This is a genomic window from Yinghuangia aomiensis (assembly GCF_039542225.1).
In the GTDB taxonomy this organism is placed as follows: Bacteria; Actinomycetota; Actinomycetes; order Streptomycetales; family Streptomycetaceae; genus Yinghuangia; species Yinghuangia aomiensis.
Genome location: NZ_BAABHS010000037.1, coordinates 37,848 through 59,908, shown reverse-complemented (window position 1 = coordinate 59,908; position 22,061 = coordinate 37,848). Strand labels below are relative to the sequence as shown.

Sequence of the window (22,061 nt, the reverse complement as noted above, 5' to 3'; positions counted from 1 at the left end):
ATATCCGGTTGGTGGCAATCGGGTGGATCGTCGGGTGAGCGCGATTCGCCGGAACTTCGCGGCTCCGGCGGGCGAAGGAGATGCAGCGCATGCAAAACGGTGTGTCACGACGCGGACTCCTGAGTGCCGCGGGAGCCGTCGTCGGCGGGGTGACGCTCGGCGCGTCGGGCGCCGGGCCGGCGGTCGCGGACCCCGTCCGGGTCCCCTCGGCCCGCCCCGTCGACGACAGCGGCCTGCACGTGCTGCCCGGGGACGGGCGCTACGAGACCCTCAGCCAGGGGTTCAACCAGCGATGGACCAGCGATCCGCGCTACATCCAGCTCGTCACCGACGACGACAACGCCGTCGCCGCGGTACGCGAGGCGCTGGAGCGCGGCCTGCGGCCGACAGTGCGGAGCGGCGGCCACTGCTACGAGGACTTCGTCGAGAACACCGGTGGCGCCATCCTCGACGTGAGCAGCATGAAGGGCGTCTACCGCACCAAGGACAAGTACGGCCGATCCGCCTACTGCGTCGAATCGGGCGCCACCAACTGGGACGTCTACACCGCGCTGTTCCGCAAGTTCGGGGTGACGATCCCGGCCGGGTCGTGCTATTCGGTCGGCGCCGGCGGCCACATCTGCGGCGGCGGGTACGGGATCATGTCCCGCCGCGACGGGCTCACCGTCGACTACCTGGTCCAGGTCGACGTCGTCACGGTCAAGGACGGCCGCGTCGAGGTGACCGCGGCGCACCGCTCGGACCCCGAACACTCCGACACCGCAAACCTGTTCTGGGCGCACACCGGCGGCGGGGGCGGCAACTTCGGCGTCGTCATGCGCTACTACTTCAGCGAGGAGCTGCCGAAGCCCCCGCCGCGCATGTGGCTGAGCAGCATCGCCTGGCCGTGGGCCGACCTGGTGAACCGCCCGGACGACTTCGAGCGGCTCCTGCGGAACTTCGGCGAGTTCTTCGCCGCCCACAGCGGGCCCGACGAGCAGGTCTACAACCAGCTCTTCAGCATCCTGAAGCTCCCGCACAAGACGAACGGCAACGTCGTCGTCTCCAGCCAGTGGGTCGCCGAGGACGTCGCGCCCCTGGACGCCTACCTCCGGGCGCTCGAATCGGGTCTGACCACCGGCTCGATGATGCAGGTGTCCGAAGTAGGCGGCACGTTCCTGCCGCTGCCGGAGAAGCGCCGCCGGATGCCGTGGCTCCAAGCCACCCAGACCCTCAACGGCTCCGGGCCGAACCAGCGCGGAAAGTACAAGTCCGCGTACCACCGGAAGCCCTTCACCGACGACCAGATCGCCGCGATGTGGACCTGGCTCACCCGGGACGACCCGGGCGTGGACCTGACCCAGACGCTCGTCCAGATCGACTCGTACGGCTGCCGCGTCAACGCGGTCGCCCCGCGGGCCACCGCCGTGCCGCAGCGGGACTCGTGCATGAAGCTGCAGTACCAGTCGTATTGGACCGACCCGGCGCAGGACTCGGCGCACGTGGAATTCCTGCGGGGCTTCTACACCGACGTCTACGCGGACACCGACGGCGTCCCGGAGATCAGCGACGCGGAGCACGACCGCACCACGGACGGCGCGTACGTCAACTACCCCGACGTCGACCTCGGCATCGCCACGGACCCGGCCCCGCGCTACCCGCACCTGTACTACAAGGACAACTACCCGCGCCTGCAGCGCACCAAGACCATCTGGGATCCGCAGAACCGCTTCCACCACAAGCAGTCGATCGTGCCGATCCGGCGGTCGTAGGCGGAGGCCGTGTGCCGTGCCCCCGTCGTCTGGAGGACGACCGTTCGTTTGCGGAGCTTCCAGGCGGCGGGGGGCGTCCGTCCGGGGTGCCGCAGTGCCGCAGTGCCGCGGCCCTCGGCGCCCGACGCGCACCGAGGTGCCTTCGGGGTGTCGGTGGTGACTGCGAGCATCCCGGGCATGGACGAGCGTGACCAGTGTGACAACTGGACCGGTTTCCTTCGGCGTTGGAGCGAGGAGTGGGCGGACGCCCAGGTGTCCGACGGCGTCGGGTACCTCGGCGCGTACGGGCCGACAGCCCTGCGACAGCGCTGGCTGGGGTTCCCCGGCGCCGACGAGGAGCGGCTGACCGCCGCCGAAGCGCGGATCGGCCACCGGCTGCCGCCGTCGCTGCGGTCGTTCCTGAAAGTCACCGACGGCTGGCTGAACGCCGGCAACTTCGTCATGCGCCTGGCCGGCACGGCCGAACTGGCGCCGTTGGACGAGGCCGAGGCCGAGCGGTACACCGGCTTCGACGATTGGATGCTGGAAGGCCCGGAGCCATCCGAGGAGGTGCTTCACCGGCACGGGATGTGGCATCGGGCAGTGCGCCTCGGCCTGGAGGTGGACGCGGGGATCCTGGTCCTCGACCCGGGTGACGTCGGTGCGGACGGCGAATGGGCGGTCTACATCTGTCACAGCTGGTCGGGCGTAGGCGCCGAACGCTTCGCGTCCTTCCGGGCATTCATGCGTGACAGGTACCGGCAGTTCCACGCGCTGGCCGCGGACCACGGGATGGTCAACGAGACCACCGAGGCGCTGGACGCTGCGTTGGAGTTCGGCCGCGAGGAGGCGTACGCGGGACGCTGGGAACGGGCGGCGAACATCTTTGCCGAGGCAGCGGCCTACGGCCGACCCGGAGCACGCGAACTGCTGGTTCGGCTGGATGCCTTCCTGACCGGTGACCGCAGGCTGGGGCTGTACCACCCGCCCCTGGCCCCGGCCGATCGGGGGGAGGCCCTCCCCGTCTACCTGGCCGCCCAGTTCGAGCGCGGCTGGCCACCCCCGCACGAGGTGGTGCAGCGGCAGCCGGCCGAGGTTCGCGACCTGGCCACGAGCATCGCCGACGGCACCTACGTCTACGAACCCGGCGGCGCTTTCGGCGCCTTCGTCGCCCGCGCCCGCGAACTCGCCCGGTGGGGCGACACCGACGGGGCGTGGCGGCTCATCCGAGACGGTCTGCCGCACTGGGAACCGCCCGCCGAAGGGATCCTCGCGCCCCTCGGCCTACTCGCCGACCCGCTGCTCACCCCCGTGGTGACACGCGAACGCGGCCGGGAACTGCTGGCCACGCCACGCGCCGGCCGCGCCGGTCCGATGCCGGAGCCGGTGCCCGACCTGGACCCGCCGGGCCTGGACTGGCTCGCCACGCGGGAAGGGTGGTGGAGGGAGGGCTACCGGCTCGTCCTGGTGGAAGGCGTCGACCCGGAACGCCTCGTGGAATTGCTCGGGCATGAGGACCAGGACGGACTCGCGGCTCCCGCCACGGCGCACGAACTGCAGCGCCGCCGACACGAGTCGGGGAACCGACGAGCCCGAAACCCGTGGGACGACCGCGCCTTGATGAGGGTTGGACGCGCGGGCCCCGGATGGAGCTTCGCGTTCGCGGACGAGTACGCGCCCCCGAACGCGGACCGCCTCCGCAGCCCGGCGATCCCCGCGTCCCGCGCGACGCCGGACGGGCGAGCCGTCGTGGTCTGGTGCACGTTCGTACGCCAACCGACGGCGCACGCGCAGGCACCGACCGAGTCGTTCTCGTTCCACATCTCGGTGGCCCGAGGGGGAGAAATCGAAGGTGCCCTGACGGTCGAATCACCGCATCACGGGACCGAACCGCACCGTCCTCCTCTCGTGCATCGCGTCGGCACGTTGCCCGAGGCATTCGACCCGGACAGGCTGCCGGCCGTGTCCGCCGAGTCTGTCGAATCCGCCGATTCCGCCGATTCCGCGGACGCAGGCGAGGCCACCCACCGGCGCGTACTCCAAGCGGTAGCCGACGAGTTCGGCGTGGCCCTGCCCCGCTTCGCCCTGCTCCAAGGACGCTTGCACTCGTTCGAAACGATCAGCTGGTCCCGTGGACCCCGAGCGGGGGACCGGTGGATCAGCATCACGGTGCAAGAGCGCGCGAGCCGAGAATGAGAGCCTGCGCCGCGTCGGTCCGTGAGGAATATCGGAACTTGCGGCCCGCGCACCAGTCCACATCGAGCAGGAAAACCCAGCCGTCGGGGTCGGTCACCAGCACTGGGGCGGCAACGTAGCGGCGCGGGAACGCGGCAAGCCACTCTTGTCGCGGCAGCAGGGCGGTTCCGGCGGCGAACGGTCGGTCATCGGCCGCCTACGGTCGTCGGGGGACGCGCACGATGGCCTCCCACTGCGCCCGGCTCCCGCCCTGCTCCGGGGCCGTTCGCGGCGGGTGAGCCGGATCGGGAGCACAGGTTCGCAATCGGCCGGCAGCTCGGCAAGTTCGGTCTCGGAGTAGAAGTGCACGGCGAGACCGGCTTTGTCGGCCCGGTGGCCGCCCGCGCGGTAGCGCACCGTGAGGGAGCCGTCGTCGTGCTCGCCGATCACGTCGTGCGCCCGCACGATGTCCGTGCCGACCGCATTGACCCGCACGCAGAACAGTCCGCCGGGTGCCACTCGGCGCAGGGCCGCGGCGAGGATGCCGCGGGCTTGGTCGCGGGTGCCGTGCTGGAACACCTGGATGCCGACCACGACCGGATATGCGGTGTCGTCCGGCAGCGTGTCGAGGGACCCGTGGAGAAGCAGCCCGGCCCGTTCGGGCGCACGGTTGGCGAGTTCGGCCAAGCCGACCGCGGATTGCGCACCTCCCAGACAGTCGAACACCCGTTCCAACGATGACGGCGCCCGGCAGGTTACGGGGGTTCGGCCGACAGACCCGGACTTCACGCTTCGGTGGTGCACTGTGGCCGGCCGGTCCGTGCGGTGTGCTCGAAGTCTTAGGGGCCGCGAGGGGATTGGGTTTCCGCACCCGGAGGGCCGACGTGGGAGACCGCGACGAGCGGGCCGTGCCTTGCGGTTTGGCCTATGAGCGAGGCGGCGGTTGCACAGGCACGGCGGTAGCGCTGAGGGGTTCACTGCCGCCGTGACGTGTGTCGGGGCCGGCGGTGTGGGTGTTCCGCCAGGCCCCGTACGCGGGCGGGTAGTCGTCGAGAGCGCGGCCGCGCCGACACATTCCCTCGGGGGGATGCAACGGCCGACGTCAGACGGATTCGGGCGCCGCCTCGGGGACCTCGGCGCCGACACGCACTACCCGCTCAGTCCGGCGTACCGCCTGCACGCCGCTCGATTGGTAGGGAGGTTGTAGGGGCTGAGCATCATCGTGAAGTTGCCCCACTGCCACGTGTTCGCGTCCATTTCGGCCAAGCCGTGCACGACTTTGCGGGTCACGTCGTCGAGTTCGCCGTATGGGGGCAGCGGCCGTGGTTTGTCGGCGCCGAAGGCGACGTAGAGCACCGCCGAGGTGACCGCGAACGCCGAAGGCCCCGAGGTCCGGCCAGGCCGGCGAGCAGCGCGTCCAGTGCCCCGGCCGCCACGGTCCGGTCCACGGCGGCCAGTGCGACCGACGTGTAGCCCCGCAGGTCCCCGCTCTGGAACGGCACACCGGGGCCGTCCTGTGCGGGCGGCTCGACAACCGCCGCCGCCAGAATCGCGACCACGTCGGCGTCCGCCGCGCCCAGTCGGGCCAAGCCGACCGCGGCGGACCAGCACTGCAACGGCTCTTTGGCGCGCAGTCGTTGCCGCAGGATGCCGATCGTCTCGGCGTCCTCTGCGTCGGTCACCAGCGCGACGGCAAGCAGGGCACAGGCCGCCACCGCGGGCAGTTGCTCCTCGGCGAGCAGTACATGCAGGCGGGGCACGATCAGCCCCGCCTCTTCGGGGAACCAGGCCAGCACGTAGACCGCGCCGGTGCGCACTGCCGCGTCGGGATCGTCGAGGAGCGCGAGCAACTGCGGGACGTGTGCACGCACCGCGTCGTAGACCGCCAACTCGTGGCGCGCGTACTCGTATGACCCGTCGGGGTCGAACATGTGCAGCCGCATTTCCCGTACCCGGCGGTCTCCATCGTCGACTGCCTCGTCCACCCATTCCTCGACGCGTCGCCGCATCTCCTCGCGGTCTCCGGAGCGCAGTTCCTCGATCTCCGCCCGCCAGCCGTCGATGTCCAGGCCCTGCGGGAGGTGGGCTTCGTCGTAGCCGACCGTAAGCGAGCCGATCAGACCGAGGATCGCAGCCCGATCCCGTGTGTCCGCGTCGGCGGCCAAGCCGACAAGGAAGGGCACAGCGTATGCGGAGGCTTCATAACGGGAGCCTTGGTGAAAGATGTTGCCGTACAGCGCGTGCAGTGCCTTCTCGCGGGCCGCGGCGTCGTCCGCGCGCAGCGCCCGGAGCAGCCTCGGGACGTCCTCTGCGGATCCGTAGGCGTGCTGGAGTGCGGCCCAGTCGACCGCGTCCAGGCCGTCGAGTACATCGGTGATCGTCATGTCCTGCCATTGTTCATATCCGACCGACAACGCAGGTCTGCCGGCTGGCGCCCGGGGCCTCTCCGGCAGCCGTTGTACTCCGGCGAGGAGGCGCGGTCCGGCAAGCCGCCCCAGTTCGGCTGTGAGTGCCGTTGCCGGTTCGGTGTGGTGGCGGTGTGGCCCCGGGTGAGGGCCGCACCGCCACCGACCACTCGATGCGGATCAGTCGGCGAGGAACGCCAGCAAGTCGGTGTTGAAGGCCTGTTCGAAGGCGCCGTTCAGGCCGTGCGGGGCTCCTTCGTACACGCGCAGGGTGGCCTTCGGCAGCAGTTCGGCGCTGCGCAGGCCGGAGGTTGTGATGGGGACCATCTGGTCGTCGTCGCCGTGGGCGACGAGGACCGGGATGTCGATCTTCGGGAGGTCGTCGGTGAAGTCCGTTTCGGAGAAGGCCTTGACGCAGTCGTAGGCCGCCTTGAAGCCGACCTGCATGCCGCCGAGCCAGAACTCGTCGCGCTTGCCCTGGGAGACGGCGGCCCCCGGGCGGTTGAAGCCGTAGAAGGCTTCGGAGAGGTCCTTGTAGAACTGCGAGCGGTCGCCTGCGATGGCGGCGCGGATGCCGTCGAGGGCGTCCATCGGGACGCCGTCGGGGTTGGCGTCGGTCTGCAGCATCAGCGGCGGGACGGCGCCGAGGAGGACGGCTTTGGCGACGCGTCCGGTGCCGTGCCGGGCCAGGTAGCGGACGACTTCGCCGCCGCCGGTGGAGTGGCCGACCAGGACCGCGTCGTGCAGGTCGAGGTGCTCGATCAGTTCGGCGAGGTCGTCGGCGTACTGGTCCATGAAGTTGCCGTCCCATGGCTGCGACGACCGGCCGTGCCCGCGTCGGTCGTGCGCGATCGCCCGATAGCCGTGCGACGCGACCAGGTGCGCCTGCGGATCCCAGGCGTCCGCGTTCAGCGGCCAGCCGTGCGAGAACACGACCGGACGGCCGGCACCCCAGTCCTTGTAGAAGATCTCGGTGCCGTCCTTCGTCGTGATCACCGGCATGGCTGCTCCTCCAAATGGGGTGGCGTTTCGCCCACGCTAAGCCGACGCATCGGATCCGTCACGGGGATTGCTCCGGGCACTCGGGCCGCGTGTCGCGGGCGGCCCGCCGCCGAGGGCACGCATCCTCGGCAGTCGCGTGGATGTTCGGTTCAGGGAAATCCGGGCAACCTGGACGCGTCCTTCCGCGTGGGGCCGGGCGTCTGCCGGGCTCCGACGCGGGGGCGTGGGGGATTGCCGATGTGCGGAAAGGGCCCCGTCATGGATCTCGGAATCACCGGCAAGACGGCCGTCGTCACGGGTGCCGGGCGCGGCATCGGCCTGGCCGTGACCCGCGCGCTCGTCGCGGAGGGCGCCCGGGTGGTCGCCGGGTCCCGCTCGGTCACCGACGAGTTGGCGGACCTCGCCGCCGACGGCCGGGTGGTGCCTCTCGCCGTCGACCTTGCCGAACCGGGCGGCCCGGCCCGGCTGGTCGCCGTGGCCGCCGAGGCGTGCGGCGGCGTGGACATCCTGGTCAACAACGTCGGCGCGGTCCGCCCGCGCACCGCGGGGTTCCTCGCGGTGACCGACGACGATTGGGCCGCGACCCTGACCGTCAATTTCCTGGCCGCCGTCCGCGCGACCCGGGCCGCGCTGCCGTTCCTGCTGCGGCGGGGCGGCGGGAGCATCGTGACGGTCTGCTCGGTCAACGCTTTCCTCCCCGACCCGCTGGTCGTCGACTATTCGGCGGCCAAGGCGGCGCTCCTCAACTTCTCCAAGGCGCTGTCGAAGGAAGTCGGCCCGCAGGGCATCCGGGTGAACACCGTCAGCCCCGGCCCGGTCGCCACGGCCCTGTGGCTGGGCGAGTCCGGGGTGGCGGCGTCGGTCGCCGAGGTGTCGGGCCACACCCCCGACGACATCGCGGCACAGGCCGCATCCGGTGCGGTCACCGGCCGGTTCACCCGGCCGGAGGAAGTCGCCGACCTGGTGGTCTACCTGGCGGGGGAGCGGGCCGGGAACATCACGGGTTCGGACTTCGTCGTCGACGGCGGCCTGGTCACCACTCTGTGACGGCGCCGCTTCACCCGCGGGTTCGCGGCCGCGTGCGGCACCGCTCGGCCGGTGCGGTGCCGGCCGTACCCGGGCCCGTCAGGGCGTCGAGCGCAGGGTGAGCAGGGTGATCTCGCTCGGGGCGAAGACGCGGAAGGGCGGGCCCCAGAAGCCGGTGCCGCGGCTCGTGTAGAGCCGGGTGCGCTCGCCGTGGTGGCTCAGGCCCTGGACCACCGGCTGGTCGAGGCGGACGAGGAGGCCGAACGGCCAGATCTGGCCGCCGTGGGTGTGTCCGGAGATCTGCAGGTCGATGCCCGCGGCGGCGGCCTGGGGGATGTACTTGGGCTGGTGGGCGACGAGCAGGACCGGGAGGTCCGGATCCGCGCCTGCCAGGGCGCCGTCCAGGTCGGTGCGGTGTCCGGCCAGTCCGGAGTGGTGGGCGGTGACGTCGTCCACGCCGGCGAGGACGAGGCGGTCGCCGCCGCGTTCGACGACGACGTGGCGGTTGTGCAGGGCCTCCCAGCCGAGGTCGGTCATGCGGTCCAGCCAGCCCTGGGCCTCGCCGAGGTACTCGTGGTTGCCGGTGACGTACACCCGTGCCAGTCGCGCCTGGACCGCGCCGAGGGGCGCGGACTGCTCGCGGCGTTGGGCGGGCGTGCCGTCGGCGATGTCGCCGGCGTGGACCACCACGTCCGCGTCGAGCCGGTTGACGGCCTCGGTCACGCGCGCCGACCAGGCGGCCCGGTCGATCGGGCCGTAATGGGTGTCGGCCAGGACGACGACACGGGTTCCGTCGAGGCCCGCGCCGAGCCGGGGCAGGGGAACGTCCAGCTGCCGCACGCGGGGTACGCGCATCGCTTCGTAGTGGCCCCACGCCAGCAGCCCGGCCGAGACCGCGGCGACAGCGCATGCGATCACCCGGGCCCGGTCGGCGCCGCCGATGCCGAGACCGATGAGCAGGAGGTGTGCAAGGCCGCCGAGCACCGACCAGGTGAACAGGACCCAGGCCACCCCGAGCGTGGTGTCGGCAATGCGGGCCGCACGGTCCGCGCGCCGGGCATGGCCCGTGAACATCAGGAACGGGAAGGCGACCAGGGCGCCGACGAAGACGACGGTGCCGGTCACGAAGACGGGGAGCGGCCAGTCGGTGCCGGAGCCGAACAGCGTCCACCACGGCAGCAGGAAGAGCAGGGCGAGGACCAGGAGGAGGACCCCGACGCCGCCCAGCCGCCGCAGCACGCGCGGCGGCTTCGCCTCGCGGGGGCGGGGCGGGGTGTCGGTGGGCGTCCGGCCGGACGCCTGGACGCTCCTGGCGTCGGAGTCGGTCGGCATGCGCCAAGTCTCGCAGACGCGGCGGAGTGCGGTGCGGAGGAGAGACCGAGGCTGACGAGGCCCTTGCGGTCGCGTCGACTAGCCCGTGGCGCGCGGCGTCGCGGTGACGGTCACGCTCTGCGGGATTGCCGCGAAGGCGGTGCGGAGTTGGGCGGTGAAGGTGTCGCGGTCGGGTTCGCCGGGGAGTTCGACCCAGCGTTCCAGGGCCCAGTGGTTGGCGGCGGCGAGGAGGTCCAGGGCGAGCCGGGGGCGGGGGTCGTTCGGGTCTTCGATGGTGAGCCTGCGCCGCAGTGTCGCGAGGGACGTGCGGATGGTGTGGTCGCAGAACTGCAGGCCGTGGGCGTCCATCGACGGGTTCTTCGCGGCGAGGCGGCGGCTGAGTCGGACGCGGCGCGGCCATGCCTCGTCGGTCATGCGGTCGACGGCGGCGAGCAGCGAATCCTGGAGGAAGGCCAGCAGGGTGCCGCCGCCGGTGACGGGGCGGGTCTCCAGCTCCTCGGTGAAGGCCGTCCACATGTCCTGGGTCGGCGCCATGACGACGTCTTCCTTGCTCGCGAACGTGCGGAAGAACGTGCGCTTGGAGACCTCGACGGCGTTGCACAGGTCGTCCAACGTCGCGCCCTCGAAACCGCGTTCGGTGAACAAGTCCAGTGCGGTGCCGATCAGTGCTTCGCGGGTGCGGAGCTTCTTGCGTTCGCGCAGGGACGGTTGCGGGGCGGTGCGGTCGGCTTCGGTGGCAGTCATGGTGCCGCCAGTGTAGCCAAAGGAGCGAATGCCGCTGATAGGCTTTTGCCACTGAGTGGCACAATCGGTGCCCACGAAAGGCGGCCTTGCCATGCGCGCACTCCTCGTCGACCGTTCCCACCCCCGCAACCTGCGTCTGGGCGAAGTCCCCGACCCCGAACCGGCTCCCCACCAGGCCCTCGTCCGCGTGCACGCGATGTCCCTCAACTTCGGCGAAGCCAAGTACGTCCTCGCCGAAGCCCCCGACGGGTCGGTGCCGGGCTGGGACGCCGCCGGGGTCGTCGAACGCGCCGCGGCGGACGGCTCCGGCCCGTCGGCAGGCACCCCCGTCGTCACCCTCGGGTGGGATGGCGCGTGGGCCGAACTCCGCGCCGTCGACACCTCCTGGCTCGGCACCGTGCCGCCCGACGCCGACCTGGGCGTCATCGCCACCGTTCCGGTCGCAGGCGCCAGTGCCCTCCGGGCCCTCCGCCGCCTCGGCCCCCTGCTCGGGCGCCGCGTACTCGTCACCGGCGCCACCGGCGGCGTCGGCCGCTACGCCGTCCAACTCGCCCGCCGCGCGGGCGCCCACGTGATCGCCTCGACCGGCGACCCGGCAACCCATGCCCTCGGCCTCCAGGCCCTCGGCGCCCACGAAGTCGTGCGCGCGCCCGAGGAGTTGACCGGACTCGTCGACGGCGTCGTGGACATGGTCGGCGGCCCCCAGCTCGTCGACGCGTACGCCCGCCTCGCGGAACACGGCACCCTCGTCTCCGTAGGCCGCGCCACCGACGCCCCCGAGCACTTCCCCTCGCACGCCTTCTCCGGCGCACCCGAAGCCCACGACCGGGCCATCGTCAGCTTCTTCCTCCTGCGCTGCACCGACCTCGCCCCCGACCTCACCTTCCTGGCCTCGTTGGTGGCCGCCGGCGAACTCGACCCCCATGTCACCTGGCGGGCCCCGTGGGAGAAGGCCGCCGAAGGCGTCGACGCTCTTCTCGGCCGCGCGGTGCATGGGAAGGCGGTTCTGGACGTCGTCTGAGCCGCGGCGGGCAGGGGTGCTCACCGCGCGCTGGGTGGCGTGGGCGTGCCGCGGGGCGGGAGACCCGCGGCCGGGCGAAGTGCCGTCTCGACGCGGCGAGGGAGCGGCCGCATCATGATCGGGGCGCGGAAGCTCGACGGGGGGCGGTCCTCATGAACTGGCGCACGGTGCCGAACCGAAACCTGTGGCAGGTCTTCCTCGGCCTGGCCGGCGTGCTGGGCTTGCTTGCCTTCCTGGGCGGTCCGCAGAGCGGGGAAGTAGCAGGGCTCATCGCCGTCTCGCCGTGGACGATGGGTGGTGGCTGGTTTCTGGTAAGCGCGTCGCGGCCGTATGTCAGCTTCAACGAGTCGGCCGTGCGTGACCGCGGCTACGTGAAGACGCACACACCGCCGTGGGCGGAAGTCCGTGCCGTTCGCGTGGCGACGCATCAGGATCGTCCCGCTGTGCACGCCATGCTGCCACGGGTTGATGTCTCCCTCGGCGGCGCCGGGCCGGATCGGGTCGGATAACGACTCGGTGATCGACAACCGTCCGGTGATGACGATCTTCGTCGGAAGCGGAATGATGCGGTGCACACTTTCCGGCCGTGGGGGATGCTGCGTGCCGCTGATTTCCGGTGGGGGCTTTGGTTGATCTGTTCGGAGTGTGAGGCGCGTTCCACGCGCGAGGACCGCTGTACGAACTGCGGTGCCGAGTTGTGGGCGATGCCGGACGACGGCGAGGCGCCGGGCGACAGACCCGGCGGGCCTGCCCCGGGGTGGCAGGCGGACGCCACCGTCACCAAGTGGGTGGCGCCGCCTCCGCCCCCGCCGGCCATGGGCCGGCAGTTGTACGGGGTGCGGGCGAACCGGGGGCTCGGCATCGCGGTGGGGGTCCTGCTCGGCGTCGATGTGCTGCTGGGCGTCCTCAACGCGATTGCCCGGTGGCGGACCGCCGAGGCCGCGGACGACCTCCTCCGCGGCAGCGGAGACGGGGGATTCCCGGGGGGCACCGAGCAGGACCTGGAGACGGTGAACTCCGCGATCACGTTCTCGGACAACGTGTACGGACTGACGGTGCTCGGGTTCATGATCACCGCCGTGGTCGCGACGGTGTGGTTCTACCGGGCACGCGCCAACGTCGCGCTGTTCGGCCTGTACCAGCCGGGTCTGGCCGCCGGCTGGTCGATCGCCGGATGGTTCTGCCCCTTCGTGAACTGGTGGTTCCCGGCGCGCATCGCCAACGACATCTGGAAGGGCAGTGATTCACGGGGCCGCCGGGAGCGTTTCCCGCTGATCCTCGCTTGGTGGCTGGTCTTCCAGCTGGGCATCGTCCTGGAATTCGTGGGCGGCAGCGACGAAGCCGGCGAGTTCGCGCGGCCCGATGCCCTCACGACGCTCCGGGACAACAGCTACGTGTCCCTGGCCGCGTCCCTCGTCAGCGCGGTGGCGGCCGTGCTGTTCGTGCTCGTCGTGCAGCGCATCACCGTCATGCAGCTGGACCGCGAACGCGAACTGTGGGCATGGACCGGGCACGGCGGGCTGCCGCCGCTGGGACATTGGCCGGTGCCGGTGCCGGTGCCGCTCCCCGGGGCGGGGGCGGACAAGGCGCCTCCGCCTCCGCTCAACCCCGCGAACTCGGCGGGCGGTGGGGAGAGCAGCGGGGCGGGCAGCGGTAGCTGACGCGGGACGCCCAACGCGGGACGCCCAACGCGGGACGCGGGTGGGCGTCACGGCGCGGCCTGCTGCCGCCGGCAGCAACGCGAGTTCGCCCATGACAGGGTCAGGCGATCGCGTCGTCCTCGCGTTCGAGAGGCCGGCCGCGGGCCCAGGTGTGCAGCGCCTCAATTGCTTCCGCCTGGGTCAACGCCCCTTGGCCTTGTGCCAACTCCTTCAGGTGCCGGGCCGCCGCGCCGACCAGAGGGCCGGGGCCGACGCCGAGCACCCGCATGATCGTGCGGCCGTCCAGTACGGCGGGCAGCAGGTCGAGTTGCCTGCGTCCCTCGTCTGCGGCGTAGGTTCGGAACGCATCTTCTCGCCGCTCCAGCGCGGCCGCATAGCCTCGTTCCCGGTCGGCGCGGCCCACGGTGCGCCATGCGTCGGTGTCGCGTTCCCAGCCGAGGCCGACCCGGTGGAACACGTCGGCGTAGGCACGCTGTTCCGTGCCGCCGGGGGAGCCGGGGCCGGACCCGGGGGAGGCCGGGTCGTGCGCCACGGCTCCGAGCAGGGACAGGGCGTGGTTGACCGGCCAAGACGGACGCGGTCCGCGGAACTCCGTGTCGTACGCCGGGCCCCACAGCCGCGCCCCGGCCCGCCATACGACAGCGGCCTGCCATCCTGTGCCGCCGGCGAAGTCGGCGGCCACGTACGCCACCGTCCCGTGCCGGGACCACGCCGCGGCCACGGCCTCGAACGCGGGCGACATCGGGGCGAGGGGCTCGTCCGGCTCCAGCGGCCCCGGCGCACTCGACGGCTCATTCGCCCCCGACGCGGATGCCTCGCCCACCGGCACGTCCCGCGCCGGCACCAGCCCCAAGCCCTGGCGCAGCGCCGCCACCGGTACGGAGTCCGAGCCTGCGAGACAGCCGCGCAGCAGGTCGAAATCCGCTATGACTGCTGATAGTTCGTACATAAAACCCCCTATTTCAGGACGCGGTCGGCCCTTCGATGCGTTCGATCTTCGCGCAGCGCGCCGCCGGGGCGCTCCGACCGCCGGGGCCCGTCCCCGCCCCCGCCCCCAAAAGCACCGGACCCCGGCCCGCAGGCGCGACCTCGCGGCTCCCCCTCGGTGCGCGAAGTCGCCCGCCCGCGGGCCGGGGTCCGGCTTACCCGGTCAGCGCACCCACAGCTCGTAGTTCTCCACGGGGCTGCCGCCGGTGCACTGGTAGGCGCTCCAGCGGTGGGTCGCGATGCCCTGGTTGCCGGTGTCGGCGCAGGCGCTCGCCCAGAAGTAGTCGGTGATGTACGTCCAGCCCGGCCCGGGCGAGTGGCACGGATGCTCGCAGGCGGCCGTCGCCGGGGCGGCCTGCGCCGGGGCGGCGGCAAGCACGCCGCCGAAGGCGAGGGCGGCACTGGCGGTCACGGTCATCACCAGGTTGCGCAGTCGCATGATCGTCTTCCTTTCGCGTGGTGACGGACATGGGGTACACGTCCGAACCCCGCCCCCATGACGACGCCTTCCATGTGACCTGCATCACACGCGAATGGGCTATCTGCAGTCACTCGTTCGCGTGCAATGGTGACGTTACGTGTGGCTTTGCTCACTTTGCGTTCTAGGGTGAGGTCCATTGCACACGCAGGCGCCCAGGCGCACGCAGGCGCGCTCGTACACGCGCCGGCGCGGACGCCGCACCGCATGCGCAGCACACTCGGGGAGCGGGGGGCGGCCACCATGGACACGGCCGATGAACTGGCCACGGTGCCGGGCGGGCCGGGCCCGGCGGGCACGTCCGTCGGCACCCGGCCGCAGGGGCGTCGGGAAGTCTTCGACTCGGTCTTCGCCGGCATACTGCCGCGGCTGTACCGTGCCGCGGTGCTGCTCACCGGCGGCGGCGCGCACGCGCAGGACCTGGTGCACGACGCGTACCTGAAGATCGGCCGCCGTCCGGAACGGTTCCTGGCCCACCCGGAGCCGTACGCGTACGCGTTCACCGCCGTGGCCAACCTGGCCCGCGACCAGTGGCGGCGCAACCGCCGCCAGCTCCCGGCCGGTGAACCGGCCGACGACTGGCACCGCGAAGGCGTGTGGCCCGGGGGCGGCCGGCTGCCGAACGCCGCCGCGGGCGAGGACGCCCTGATGCGGGAACGCCAGGACGGTGTCGAGGTGGTGCGGCTGCTGCGTCGCCTGACGTTCAAGCAGGCGCGCTCGGTGCTGCTGGTCGACGTGGAGGGCTACACGATCGACGAGGCCGCACAACTGATCCGCACCCACCGCAGCACCGTGGCCATCACACGCCGCCGCGGACTGGAACGGCTGCGGTCACTGATCGAGCAGGAACGTGCCGCCGAGGTGCAGGGCGCGGGCGGCGAGGTGCACGGCGCGGCCGCCGCCGCGCTGCCCGCGCAGCCGCACCCCCATCCGCTTCCGGATACGGAAGGGTGGCACGTCCGGCCAGGGAACTCCGAGGGGCAAGGAGACGGTTGAGCCATGGCATCCCGGCAGCACGGTCCGACGGCGCCGCCCGGCCATCCGCGCGAGCGGATAAGCGACGAGCAGATCGGCGCTCTGCTGCGCCGCGGCGCCGAGACCATCACGGTGCCTCCGGCCTTGATGGCGCGGCTGCAGGCGGCGGCGCGGGAAGACGAGGCGGCGCGCTCCCACCCGTCGGGGGGAGCGCGCCGCCTCGCGCTGGGAGGACGCATGCGCGTTGCGTTCGCGGTCGCGGCGGTTGCCGCCGCGCTGGTGCCGGCGGCACTCGCCGCCGACGCGCTGCAGCACGGCGGGAACGACCACGGCCGCAAGGCCGCGGTCCAGGCGCCGCCGCCGCCGTCCGGGATCGCCCTCACCGTCTACAACGTCGAGGAGGCCTGCCGGCCGCTGCGCACCCTGGAGTGTGCTCTGGGGCTGGCCCGTTCGCCGTACACCCGGTACACCGCAGCGAACGTGGTGGCCCACGTGTGGCACGGCGACGTCCTGAACGCCGACTGCGTGGTGCGCGACGGTCAGCTGGTCACCGACGAACACGGCATGTCGTCGGGTCGCTGGTACCACGTGACGTCACCGCAGGGCTGGCTGCCGGGGGTCCGCACGCGCAACGAACTTCCGCTGCCGGACTGCCCGATGCTGGTACCGGCCGAGACGCCCGCACCCTGACGGCGTCGGCGGCACCGACGGGGGTTCCGGTACCCGTTCGGAGGCCTGGGCGAGGCCGGCGGTCTGTGGTGGGAATGCGCTTGGGGTCTCGGCCGTTGTACCGCTCGGTCGGTGAGTCCGGTGTCCCCGGGCCCTACCTATCGCCGCCGAGGAATACCGGTTCGGCCGGAGCCTCGGTGAGCCACTCGCCGAGAGGCGACCCGCTCACCGGCCATTCTTCGTCTCCGCGATGGTCACCGGCGGAGCCGAGCGCTGATGCGGGCAGTCGGCTGCGACGTCGACGGGGAAGGGGGGCCGGACGGGTACGACGAGAAAGCGGCCGTCCTGGCCCTGGCGGAGAGGCTGACCGGGGTGCGGATTGCCGAGGGGTTCCTGTCCGAGGCCGAGTTCCGGCTGATGCGTGTGCCGGGCGTACCCGGCGAGGAATAGCGCGGGTTGGTTGTGGCGGCCGCCGCCCGGGAACGGGCGGCGGCCGTTGTGCGGGTCAGTGCTCGACCGTGGCGACGATCTTGCCTATCTGGGTGCCGGATTCGAGGTGGCGGTGGGCGTCGGCGATGGCCGTGAGGGGGAAGGTGCGGTCGACGACGGCCTGGAAGTCCCCGGTGCGGAGGCCTTCGGTGACGAAAGCGTGGGCGCGGCGGAGGCGTTCGGGGTCACGGGTGACTTCGTGGACGGTGAACGTGCGCAGGGTGAGCGCGGGTAGGCCGAGGTCGATGCCGGGGAACGGCGTGGGCCGGCCGCTGAGCGCCCCGTAGACGATGACGCTGCCGCCGGGGGCGGTGGTGCGGGCGAGGTCCGTGACGCCCGGACCGGCGACCGCGTCGAACGTGTGGTCGGTGCCGCGGCCGTGGGTGAGGTCGAGGATCGCCGCCGCGACGTCCTGGGTGTCGTTCGTGAGGACGTGGGCGGCACCGTGGGCCAAGAGAGTGGCCTTCTTGGCGTCGGTGCGGGTGACGGCGATGGGGGTCGCGCCGAGGCGGCGGGCGACGCGCAGCGCGGCGAGGCCGACACTGCTGGACGCCGCGGTGACGACGAGGGTGTCGCCGGGAGCCAGCGTGCCGGCGAGGGCGCCGTAGGCGGTGAGGTACGGCATCCAGACGGCGGCGCCGTCGACGGCGCCGACGGTGTCGGGGCGGGGGATCACGGCGGACGCCGGGACGAGAGCGTGGTCGGCATACACCGCGTAGTCGTTCTGGGAGAACGCCGGGATGACGCTGACGGTTTGCCCCGGCGTGAATCCGGCGACCCCGACGCCGACGGCGTCGACCGTGCCCGCGGCTTCGGTGCCCAAGCGGGCGGGGAACCGTGCCACCGGTTCGATGTAGTTGCCGTCGCGCCACAGGACTTCGGCACGGTTGAGGCCGATCGCGTCGATCCGCAGCCGTAGTTCGCCGGGGCCGGGCGCGCCGACCGGGAGATCGGCAAGGGCGAGGACATCGGGTCCGCCGTGCTGGTGGAACAGGACGGTGGTGGCCATGGCGCAGCTCCTTGGGGAGGTTGGGGACCGTCGTCCCCGTGTACGTGGGACAGGGGTCCCGACCGCCAACAACCGCTCCGCGCCGGTTTCGATTCCGGCAGCAGCCCTCACATCGGCTGGTTCGCGAACAGCTCCAGGTGACCGCACGACGGGCACCGGAACACCTCGACGACGAACTTGCGGCTCTGCCCGTACCCCTTGGGGCCGCCCAAGGCGCCGCGTCGCAGCAGGCCGCTGACCCAATGGGCAAGGTGGCCGCCGGCCATGACGTACCCCTCACCCAAACCCACATGTCCGCACGACGTACACGCCAACTGATTCATCGCAGCAGCCTGACGGACGAACGACCCCCTGGCTTCACGGACTTCCGTCGAGTTGGGCGGGTCGGGGCCGGAGAAGTCCGCGCGGGCAAACCTCGGCGCAGGGCCACCGATGATTCGGGCTCCTCCCCCCGGTCTATAGGAATTCGGACAGGAAGCCGAGCAGGAAGGACCCTTTATGCCCGCCCACCCCACGACCGAGCTGGACGCCCGCTACAGCTCCGCGGTCAACCCGCGCCCGGGTGCCGAGAAGGCCACCGCGACCGCCTGGGACGACGCGCGGCGCCAGACGCAGGACGCCGAAATCCTCCAGGTCGTCACGGTGCGTCCGGACGGCCGACCGCACATCACCCCGGTGATCGCCGTCTGGCACGACGGAACCCTGTACTTCTCCACCGGCCCCCAAGAACAGAAGGCGAAGAACCTCGCCCGCAACCGGCACTGCGCGCTGCTGAGCGCGGGCGGCGTCCTCACCGAGGGCCGCGACGTCGTCGTCGAAGGCGTCGCGGCGCAGGTCCACGACCCCGCCCTGCTGGAGGAGGTGATCCGCGCGTACGAGGCGAAGTACGGCGCGCACATCACCTCCGCCGAAGGCACGTTCCACGGCATCGGGGACGCCTTCCGCGAGGGCCAAGCTGTCGTGTTCGCGGTGGCCCCCGCCACGGCGTACGGCTTCGGCCGCGACAACGGGGTCTACACCCACACCCGCTGGACGTTCTGACGTCCGCGGCCGCCCCGGCGTCGCGTAGGCCGCCGCACCCGGACCCCAAGGCCCGGGTGCGGCGGCTCGTCGGCTCGGCCGTAGTTCACACTCCGGCGGCGAGGGCGGCGCGGTCCAGTGCCGGGTAGTCCGTGTAGCCCTCCGCCCCGCCCGTGTACATCAGCCCGGAGTCGCGCACCTGGTTGACCGGGGCGCCGCCGCGCAGCCGGTCCACGAGGTCCGGATTGGCGAGGAACGGCCGGCCCAGCGCGATCAGGTCGGCGCCCGCGGCGAGCAGGCGTTCGGCGGCGGCCTTGCCGCCGTCCTCGGGGAGCGGGCCGCCCCAGCCCAGCACCGGGTTGGCGATCAGTACGCCGGTCCAGGCCGCGCGGAGTTCCCGGAACAGCGGCTGGTCGGGGTCGGCGAACACGACGTGCAGGTACGCCGGGCCGATCTCGGCGAGCGCGGCGACGAGTTCCGGGTAGATCGCCTCGGTGTCGCCTTCCGCCATCGCGTTCGCGGTGACGCCGGGGGCGATGCGGACGCCGACCCGCTCGGCGCCGATCGCGTCGACGACGGCGCGGACCACCTCGACGGTGAACCGGATGCGGTGGGCGACCGGGCCGCCGTACGCGTCGGTGCGCCGGTTGGTGTCCTGACCGAGGAACTGGTGGAGCAGATAGCCGTTCGCGGCGTGTACCTCGACACCGGCGAAGCCCGCGGCCACCGCGTTGCGGGCGGCGTTCGCGAAGTCCTGCACCGTGGACCGGATTTCCTCGACGGTCATTTCGCGCGGCACCACAGGCGGACGCGACCCGGACGGCGTGTGCATCGCGTCGGGGAACGGCACCGGCGACGGCGCGACGGGGTGCAGTCCGCTCGTCTCCGGGTGCCCGATCCGGCCGCCGTGCTGGAGCTGCAGGAACATCCGCCCGCCCGCGGCGTGCACGGTATCGGTCACCGCCCGCCAGCCCTCGACGTGCGTATCGCGGTAGATGGCGGGGATGTTCGGGTACGTCGCGCCGACCGCGTTGGGCGTCGTGGCCTCGGCGATGATCAGCCCGGCGCCGGCCCGCTGCGCGTAGTACTCGGCCATGATCGGCAGCGGGGTTCCGTCGTCCGCGGCCCGGTTGCGGGTCATCGGGGCCATCACCAGGCGGTTCGGCAGGTCGAGCGGGCCCAGCCGGGCGGGGCCGAACAGGTCGCGGGCGGCGGAGGCGGCGGCGGGGGCGGAGTTCGTGGTCATGACGGAGGTCCTTCCGGACGTCGGGCGTCGGGTGCTGAGAGCTGGGGTGCTTGGTGCTTCGAGTGGGGAGGGGAGCGGGGGAAGTTCAGGCCGCGGTGCCGCGATCGCCCGGGAACCCGTGCCGCCGGGCAGCCGCGACCACGGCTGGCACCGGTACCAGCAGCAGGAGCGCGCTCCACGCGAACGCGTCGGCCCCGAACAGGTTGAAGAGGAGTCCGCCGAGCAAGCCCCCGGCGGCCATCGCCGTGTTCCACAGCGTGACCAGGGCGGCCTGTGCCGCGTCGGCGGCGTCTCCGGCCGCGTCGCCCGCGGCGGTCTGCAGCAAGGTCGGTACGCCGCCCCAGCCGAGGCCCCACAGGGCGGCCGCGGCGTAGACGACGGGGGTGCTTTCGGCCCACAGCGCGAGGCCGGTCGCGGCGACCGCGACGAGCAGCGTGCTCGCCACCGTCAGCGCCCGGAGCCGGCGGTGGATGAGCGCGCCCACCACCCAGATCGCGAGCAGCGACGCCGCGCCGAACACCAGGAGCACCGTGTCCGTCGACGAGCCGAGGCCGAGGTCGTCGAGGAGCGTGGCGATGTAGGTGTAGAGGATCGTGTGGGCGAGGACGAAAACGAGCGTGACGGCCAGCACCGGCAGCACGCCGGGCACCCGCAGCACGGCCCGCAGGGGTGTTCCCGCGGCGCGCTCGCTGCCCGGCTGGTCCGGCACGAGGACGGCGATCCAGGCGAGCAGCAGCAGGGTCAGGCCGGTCATGAGCAGGAACGCGGTCTGCCAGTTCACGGCTTGTCCGAGGAACGTCCCGGCCGGGACGCCGAGCGACAGTGCGAGGGGGATCCCGGCCATCGCCACGGCGACGGCCCGGCCTTCGAGGTGCGGCGGGGCCAGGCGCCGGGCGTACCCGGCGAGCAGCGCCCACGCGACACCGGCGGCGACGCCCGCGACGAAGCGGGCCGCCATCGTCAGCGCGTACGCCGACGACAGCGCGGTGACCGTGTTGGCGGCCGCGAAACCGGCCATCGCGGTGAGCAGCAGCCGCTTGCGCGACCAGCGGGCGGTGGCGGCGGTGAGCGGGATCGCGGTGAGGGCGGTGCCGACGGCGTAGACGGTCACGGTCTGCCCGGCCGCGGACTCGCCGACGCCGAGGTCGGCGCCCATCGCGGGGAGGAGTCCGGCGGGCAGCGTCTCGGTGAGGCTGGTGACGAAGACGGCGGTGGCCAGGGCCAGGAGGGCGGGGAGCGGAAGCCGGTCGGTGCTCGGGGGCGGGGGAGCTGCTTGGCGGGGTATCCCGGGTGCGGTGGCAGACATGGTGAAGCGTCCTGTTCGTGAAAGGGGAGAGCGGTGCACGGGAGACGCGCTAGCTCCGGAGGCCCGGGCTGCTGTCGGACCGGAGGCCGCCGTCGACGGCGAGCACCGTGCCGGTGGTGAACGTCGCGTCCGCGGCGAGGAAGAGCGCGGCGCGGGCGACGTCGTCGACCGATCCGCGGCGGCCGAGCGGTGCGGTGCCGGACCGGAGGTTCCGGGCCAGGGGCATGTCGATGGCGCCGGGTGCGACGGCGTTGACGCGGACGCCGCGGTCCGCGAGTTCGACCGCGAGCACCCGGGCGAAGGCGTGGACGGCCGACGCCGTCATGGCGTACACGCCCGCATCGGGCATGCCGGGGCGGCAGGCGTCCGCCGCGATCGTGGTGAAGACGACGGCGCCGTCGTCGGCGAGCAGCGGCGCCAGCGCCTGGGCGGCCAGGTAGGTGCCCTTCGCGGTGGAGGCACAACCGTCGAGCGCGCCCTGGGCGGTGGGGGGCTCGGCGCCGACGAACAGCATGTCGACCGTGCCGAAGACGCGCTGCGCTTCGGCGGCCAGCGCCGCGGCGGCGTCCGAGGCGTTCGCCGCGTCGGCGGCGGACAGGTCGCAGGCCACCAGCGACGCCGCGCTGCCCAGCCGGCCCGCGGCATCGGCGAACCCGTGCGCCCCGTCGGCGGTCACCAGGACCTGGGCACCGCCCTCGACCAGGCGCTTGGCGATCGCAAGGCCGACGCCCGTGGTGCCGCCGACGACGACCGCGTTCCGGCCCGCGTACTTCGGCATGGTGTGCT

Annotated in this window: 23 protein-coding genes; 10 read left to right on the top strand and 13 right to left on the bottom strand. The window is 72.4% G+C overall.

Annotation, left to right across the window (positions count from 1 at the left end; genetic code table 11):
• Positions 1-89 precede the first annotated feature (89 nt).
• Both ABEA93_RS34795 and ABEA93_RS34790 read left to right on the top strand, forming a co-directional pair.
• A complete protein-coding gene (locus ABEA93_RS34795) occupies positions 90-1,751 on the top strand; it encodes an FAD-binding oxidoreductase (RefSeq protein WP_345679920.1) in 1,662 nt (553 codons plus the stop codon).
• A gap of 177 nt (positions 1,752-1,928) precedes the next feature.
• Entirely contained in the window at positions 1,929-3,926 is a 1,998-nt protein-coding gene (locus tag ABEA93_RS34790) for an SMI1/KNR4 family protein (protein WP_345679919.1), read from the top strand.
• 93 nt (positions 3,927-4,019) lie between these two features.
• Here ABEA93_RS34790 and ABEA93_RS34785 read toward each other — a convergent pair whose 3' ends face one another.
• The 4 genes from ABEA93_RS34785 to ABEA93_RS34770 form a co-directional block, all read right to left on the bottom strand.
• Positions 4,020-4,631, bottom strand: coding sequence for a class I SAM-dependent methyltransferase (locus ABEA93_RS34785; RefSeq protein ID WP_345679918.1), 612 nt, complete (start codon positions 4,629-4,631; stop codon positions 4,020-4,022).
• A 423-nt stretch (positions 4,632-5,054) separates the two neighbouring features.
• Positions 5,055-5,195, bottom strand: coding sequence for a hypothetical protein (locus ABEA93_RS34780; RefSeq protein ID WP_345679917.1), 141 nt, complete (start codon positions 5,193-5,195; stop codon positions 5,055-5,057).
• Entirely contained in the window at positions 5,192-6,289 is a 1,098-nt protein-coding gene (locus ABEA93_RS34775) for a hypothetical protein (RefSeq protein ID WP_345679916.1), read from the bottom strand. Before ABEA93_RS34775 ends, ABEA93_RS34780 begins: the two co-directional genes overlap by 4 nt.
• A 201-nt stretch (positions 6,290-6,490) precedes the next feature.
• Positions 6,491-7,312, bottom strand: coding sequence for an alpha/beta fold hydrolase (locus tag ABEA93_RS34770; protein ID WP_345679915.1), 822 nt, complete (start codon positions 7,310-7,312; stop codon positions 6,491-6,493).
• A 258-nt stretch (positions 7,313-7,570) separates the two neighbouring features.
• Here ABEA93_RS34770 and ABEA93_RS34765 point away from each other — a divergent pair, with 258 nt between their 5' ends.
• A complete protein-coding gene (locus tag ABEA93_RS34765) occupies positions 7,571-8,359 on the top strand; it encodes an SDR family NAD(P)-dependent oxidoreductase (protein ID WP_345679914.1) in 789 nt (262 codons plus the stop codon).
• 78 nt (positions 8,360-8,437) lie between these two features.
• Here the strand turns inward: ABEA93_RS34765 and ABEA93_RS34760 are convergent, their stop codons facing one another.
• Both ABEA93_RS34760 and ABEA93_RS34755 read right to left on the bottom strand, forming a co-directional pair.
• Positions 8,438-9,670, bottom strand: coding sequence for a metallophosphoesterase (locus tag ABEA93_RS34760; RefSeq protein WP_345679913.1), 1,233 nt, complete (start codon positions 9,668-9,670; stop codon positions 8,438-8,440).
• A 78-nt stretch (positions 9,671-9,748) separates the two neighbouring features.
• Positions 9,749-10,414, bottom strand: coding sequence for a TetR/AcrR family transcriptional regulator (locus ABEA93_RS34755; RefSeq protein WP_345679912.1), 666 nt, complete (start codon positions 10,412-10,414; stop codon positions 9,749-9,751).
• Between the two features lie 91 nt (positions 10,415-10,505).
• On the opposite strand from ABEA93_RS34755, the gene ABEA93_RS34750 reads away from it, so the two are divergent.
• From ABEA93_RS34750 to ABEA93_RS34740, 3 genes are all read left to right on the top strand, one after another.
• The gene (locus ABEA93_RS34750; RefSeq protein WP_345679911.1) at positions 10,506-11,435 is read left to right on the top strand and encodes a zinc-binding dehydrogenase; all 930 of its coding nucleotides are present in this window, start codon (positions 10,506-10,508) and stop codon (positions 11,433-11,435) included.
• Positions 11,436-11,587: 152 nt separating this feature from the next.
• On the top strand, positions 11,588-11,944 hold the full coding sequence (locus tag ABEA93_RS34745) for a hypothetical protein (protein ID WP_345679910.1): 357 nt from the start codon (positions 11,588-11,590) through the stop codon (positions 11,942-11,944).
• Positions 11,945-12,139: 195 nt separating this feature from the next.
• The gene (locus ABEA93_RS34740) at positions 12,140-13,096 is read left to right on the top strand and encodes a DUF4328 domain-containing protein (protein ID WP_345679909.1); all 957 of its coding nucleotides are present in this window, start codon (positions 12,140-12,142) and stop codon (positions 13,094-13,096) included.
• A gap of 100 nt (positions 13,097-13,196) precedes the next feature.
• Here ABEA93_RS34740 and ABEA93_RS34735 read toward each other — a convergent pair whose 3' ends face one another.
• Both ABEA93_RS34735 and ABEA93_RS34730 read right to left on the bottom strand, forming a co-directional pair.
• Complete coding sequence (locus ABEA93_RS34735; protein WP_345679908.1) at positions 13,197-14,045, bottom strand: hypothetical protein; 849 nt, start codon at positions 14,043-14,045, stop codon at positions 13,197-13,199.
• A 201-nt stretch (positions 14,046-14,246) separates the two neighbouring features.
• Positions 14,247-14,522: a hypothetical protein gene (locus ABEA93_RS34730; RefSeq protein WP_345679907.1), complete on the bottom strand. Its 276-nt coding sequence runs from the start codon at positions 14,520-14,522 to the stop codon at positions 14,247-14,249.
• Positions 14,523-14,804: 282 nt separating this feature from the next.
• Here ABEA93_RS34730 and ABEA93_RS34725 point away from each other — a divergent pair, with 282 nt between their 5' ends.
• From ABEA93_RS34725 to ABEA93_RS34715, 3 genes are all read left to right on the top strand, one after another.
• Positions 14,805-15,557 carry an RNA polymerase sigma factor gene (locus tag ABEA93_RS34725; RefSeq protein ID WP_345679906.1) on the top strand — a complete coding sequence of 251 codons (753 nt, stop codon included), beginning with the start codon at positions 14,805-14,807 and terminating at the stop codon, positions 15,555-15,557.
• 3 nt (positions 15,558-15,560) lie between these two features.
• Positions 15,561-16,226 (top strand): hypothetical protein, encoded by a 666-nt coding sequence (locus tag ABEA93_RS34720; RefSeq protein ID WP_345679905.1) that lies wholly within the window; start codon positions 15,561-15,563, stop codon positions 16,224-16,226.
• A 255-nt stretch (positions 16,227-16,481) separates the two neighbouring features.
• Entirely contained in the window at positions 16,482-16,655 is a 174-nt protein-coding gene (locus tag ABEA93_RS34715) for a DUF6461 domain-containing protein (RefSeq protein WP_345679904.1), read from the top strand.
• Between the two features lie 55 nt (positions 16,656-16,710).
• Here the strand turns inward: ABEA93_RS34715 and ABEA93_RS34710 are convergent, their stop codons facing one another.
• Positions 16,711-17,703, bottom strand: a complete 993-nt coding sequence (locus tag ABEA93_RS34710) for a zinc-dependent alcohol dehydrogenase family protein (RefSeq protein WP_345679903.1) — start codon at positions 17,701-17,703, stop codon at positions 16,711-16,713.
• 107 nt (positions 17,704-17,810) lie between these two features.
• Positions 17,811-18,026: a hypothetical protein gene (locus tag ABEA93_RS34705; protein WP_345679902.1), complete on the bottom strand. Its 216-nt coding sequence runs from the start codon at positions 18,024-18,026 to the stop codon at positions 17,811-17,813.
• Between the two features lie 175 nt (positions 18,027-18,201).
• Here ABEA93_RS34705 and ABEA93_RS34700 point away from each other — a divergent pair, with 175 nt between their 5' ends.
• A complete protein-coding gene (locus ABEA93_RS34700; protein WP_345679901.1) occupies positions 18,202-18,744 on the top strand; it encodes a pyridoxamine 5'-phosphate oxidase family protein in 543 nt (180 codons plus the stop codon).
• 85 nt (positions 18,745-18,829) lie between these two features.
• Here ABEA93_RS34700 and ABEA93_RS34695 read toward each other — a convergent pair whose 3' ends face one another.
• The 3 genes from ABEA93_RS34695 to ABEA93_RS34685 all read right to left on the bottom strand — a co-directional run bounded on the left by ABEA93_RS34695 (position 18,830) and on the right by ABEA93_RS34685 (position 22,053).
• Positions 18,830-19,969, bottom strand: a complete 1,140-nt coding sequence (locus tag ABEA93_RS34695; RefSeq protein ID WP_345679900.1) for an alkene reductase — start codon at positions 19,967-19,969, stop codon at positions 18,830-18,832.
• Between the two features lie 85 nt (positions 19,970-20,054).
• On the bottom strand, positions 20,055-21,275 hold the full coding sequence (locus ABEA93_RS34690) for an MFS transporter (RefSeq protein WP_345679899.1): 1,221 nt from the start codon (positions 21,273-21,275) through the stop codon (positions 20,055-20,057).
• Positions 21,276-21,324: 49 nt separating this feature from the next.
• Positions 21,325-22,053 (bottom strand): SDR family oxidoreductase, encoded by a 729-nt coding sequence (locus ABEA93_RS34685; RefSeq protein WP_345679898.1) that lies wholly within the window; start codon positions 22,051-22,053, stop codon positions 21,325-21,327.
• Between the last annotated feature and the right edge of the window lie 8 nt (positions 22,054-22,061).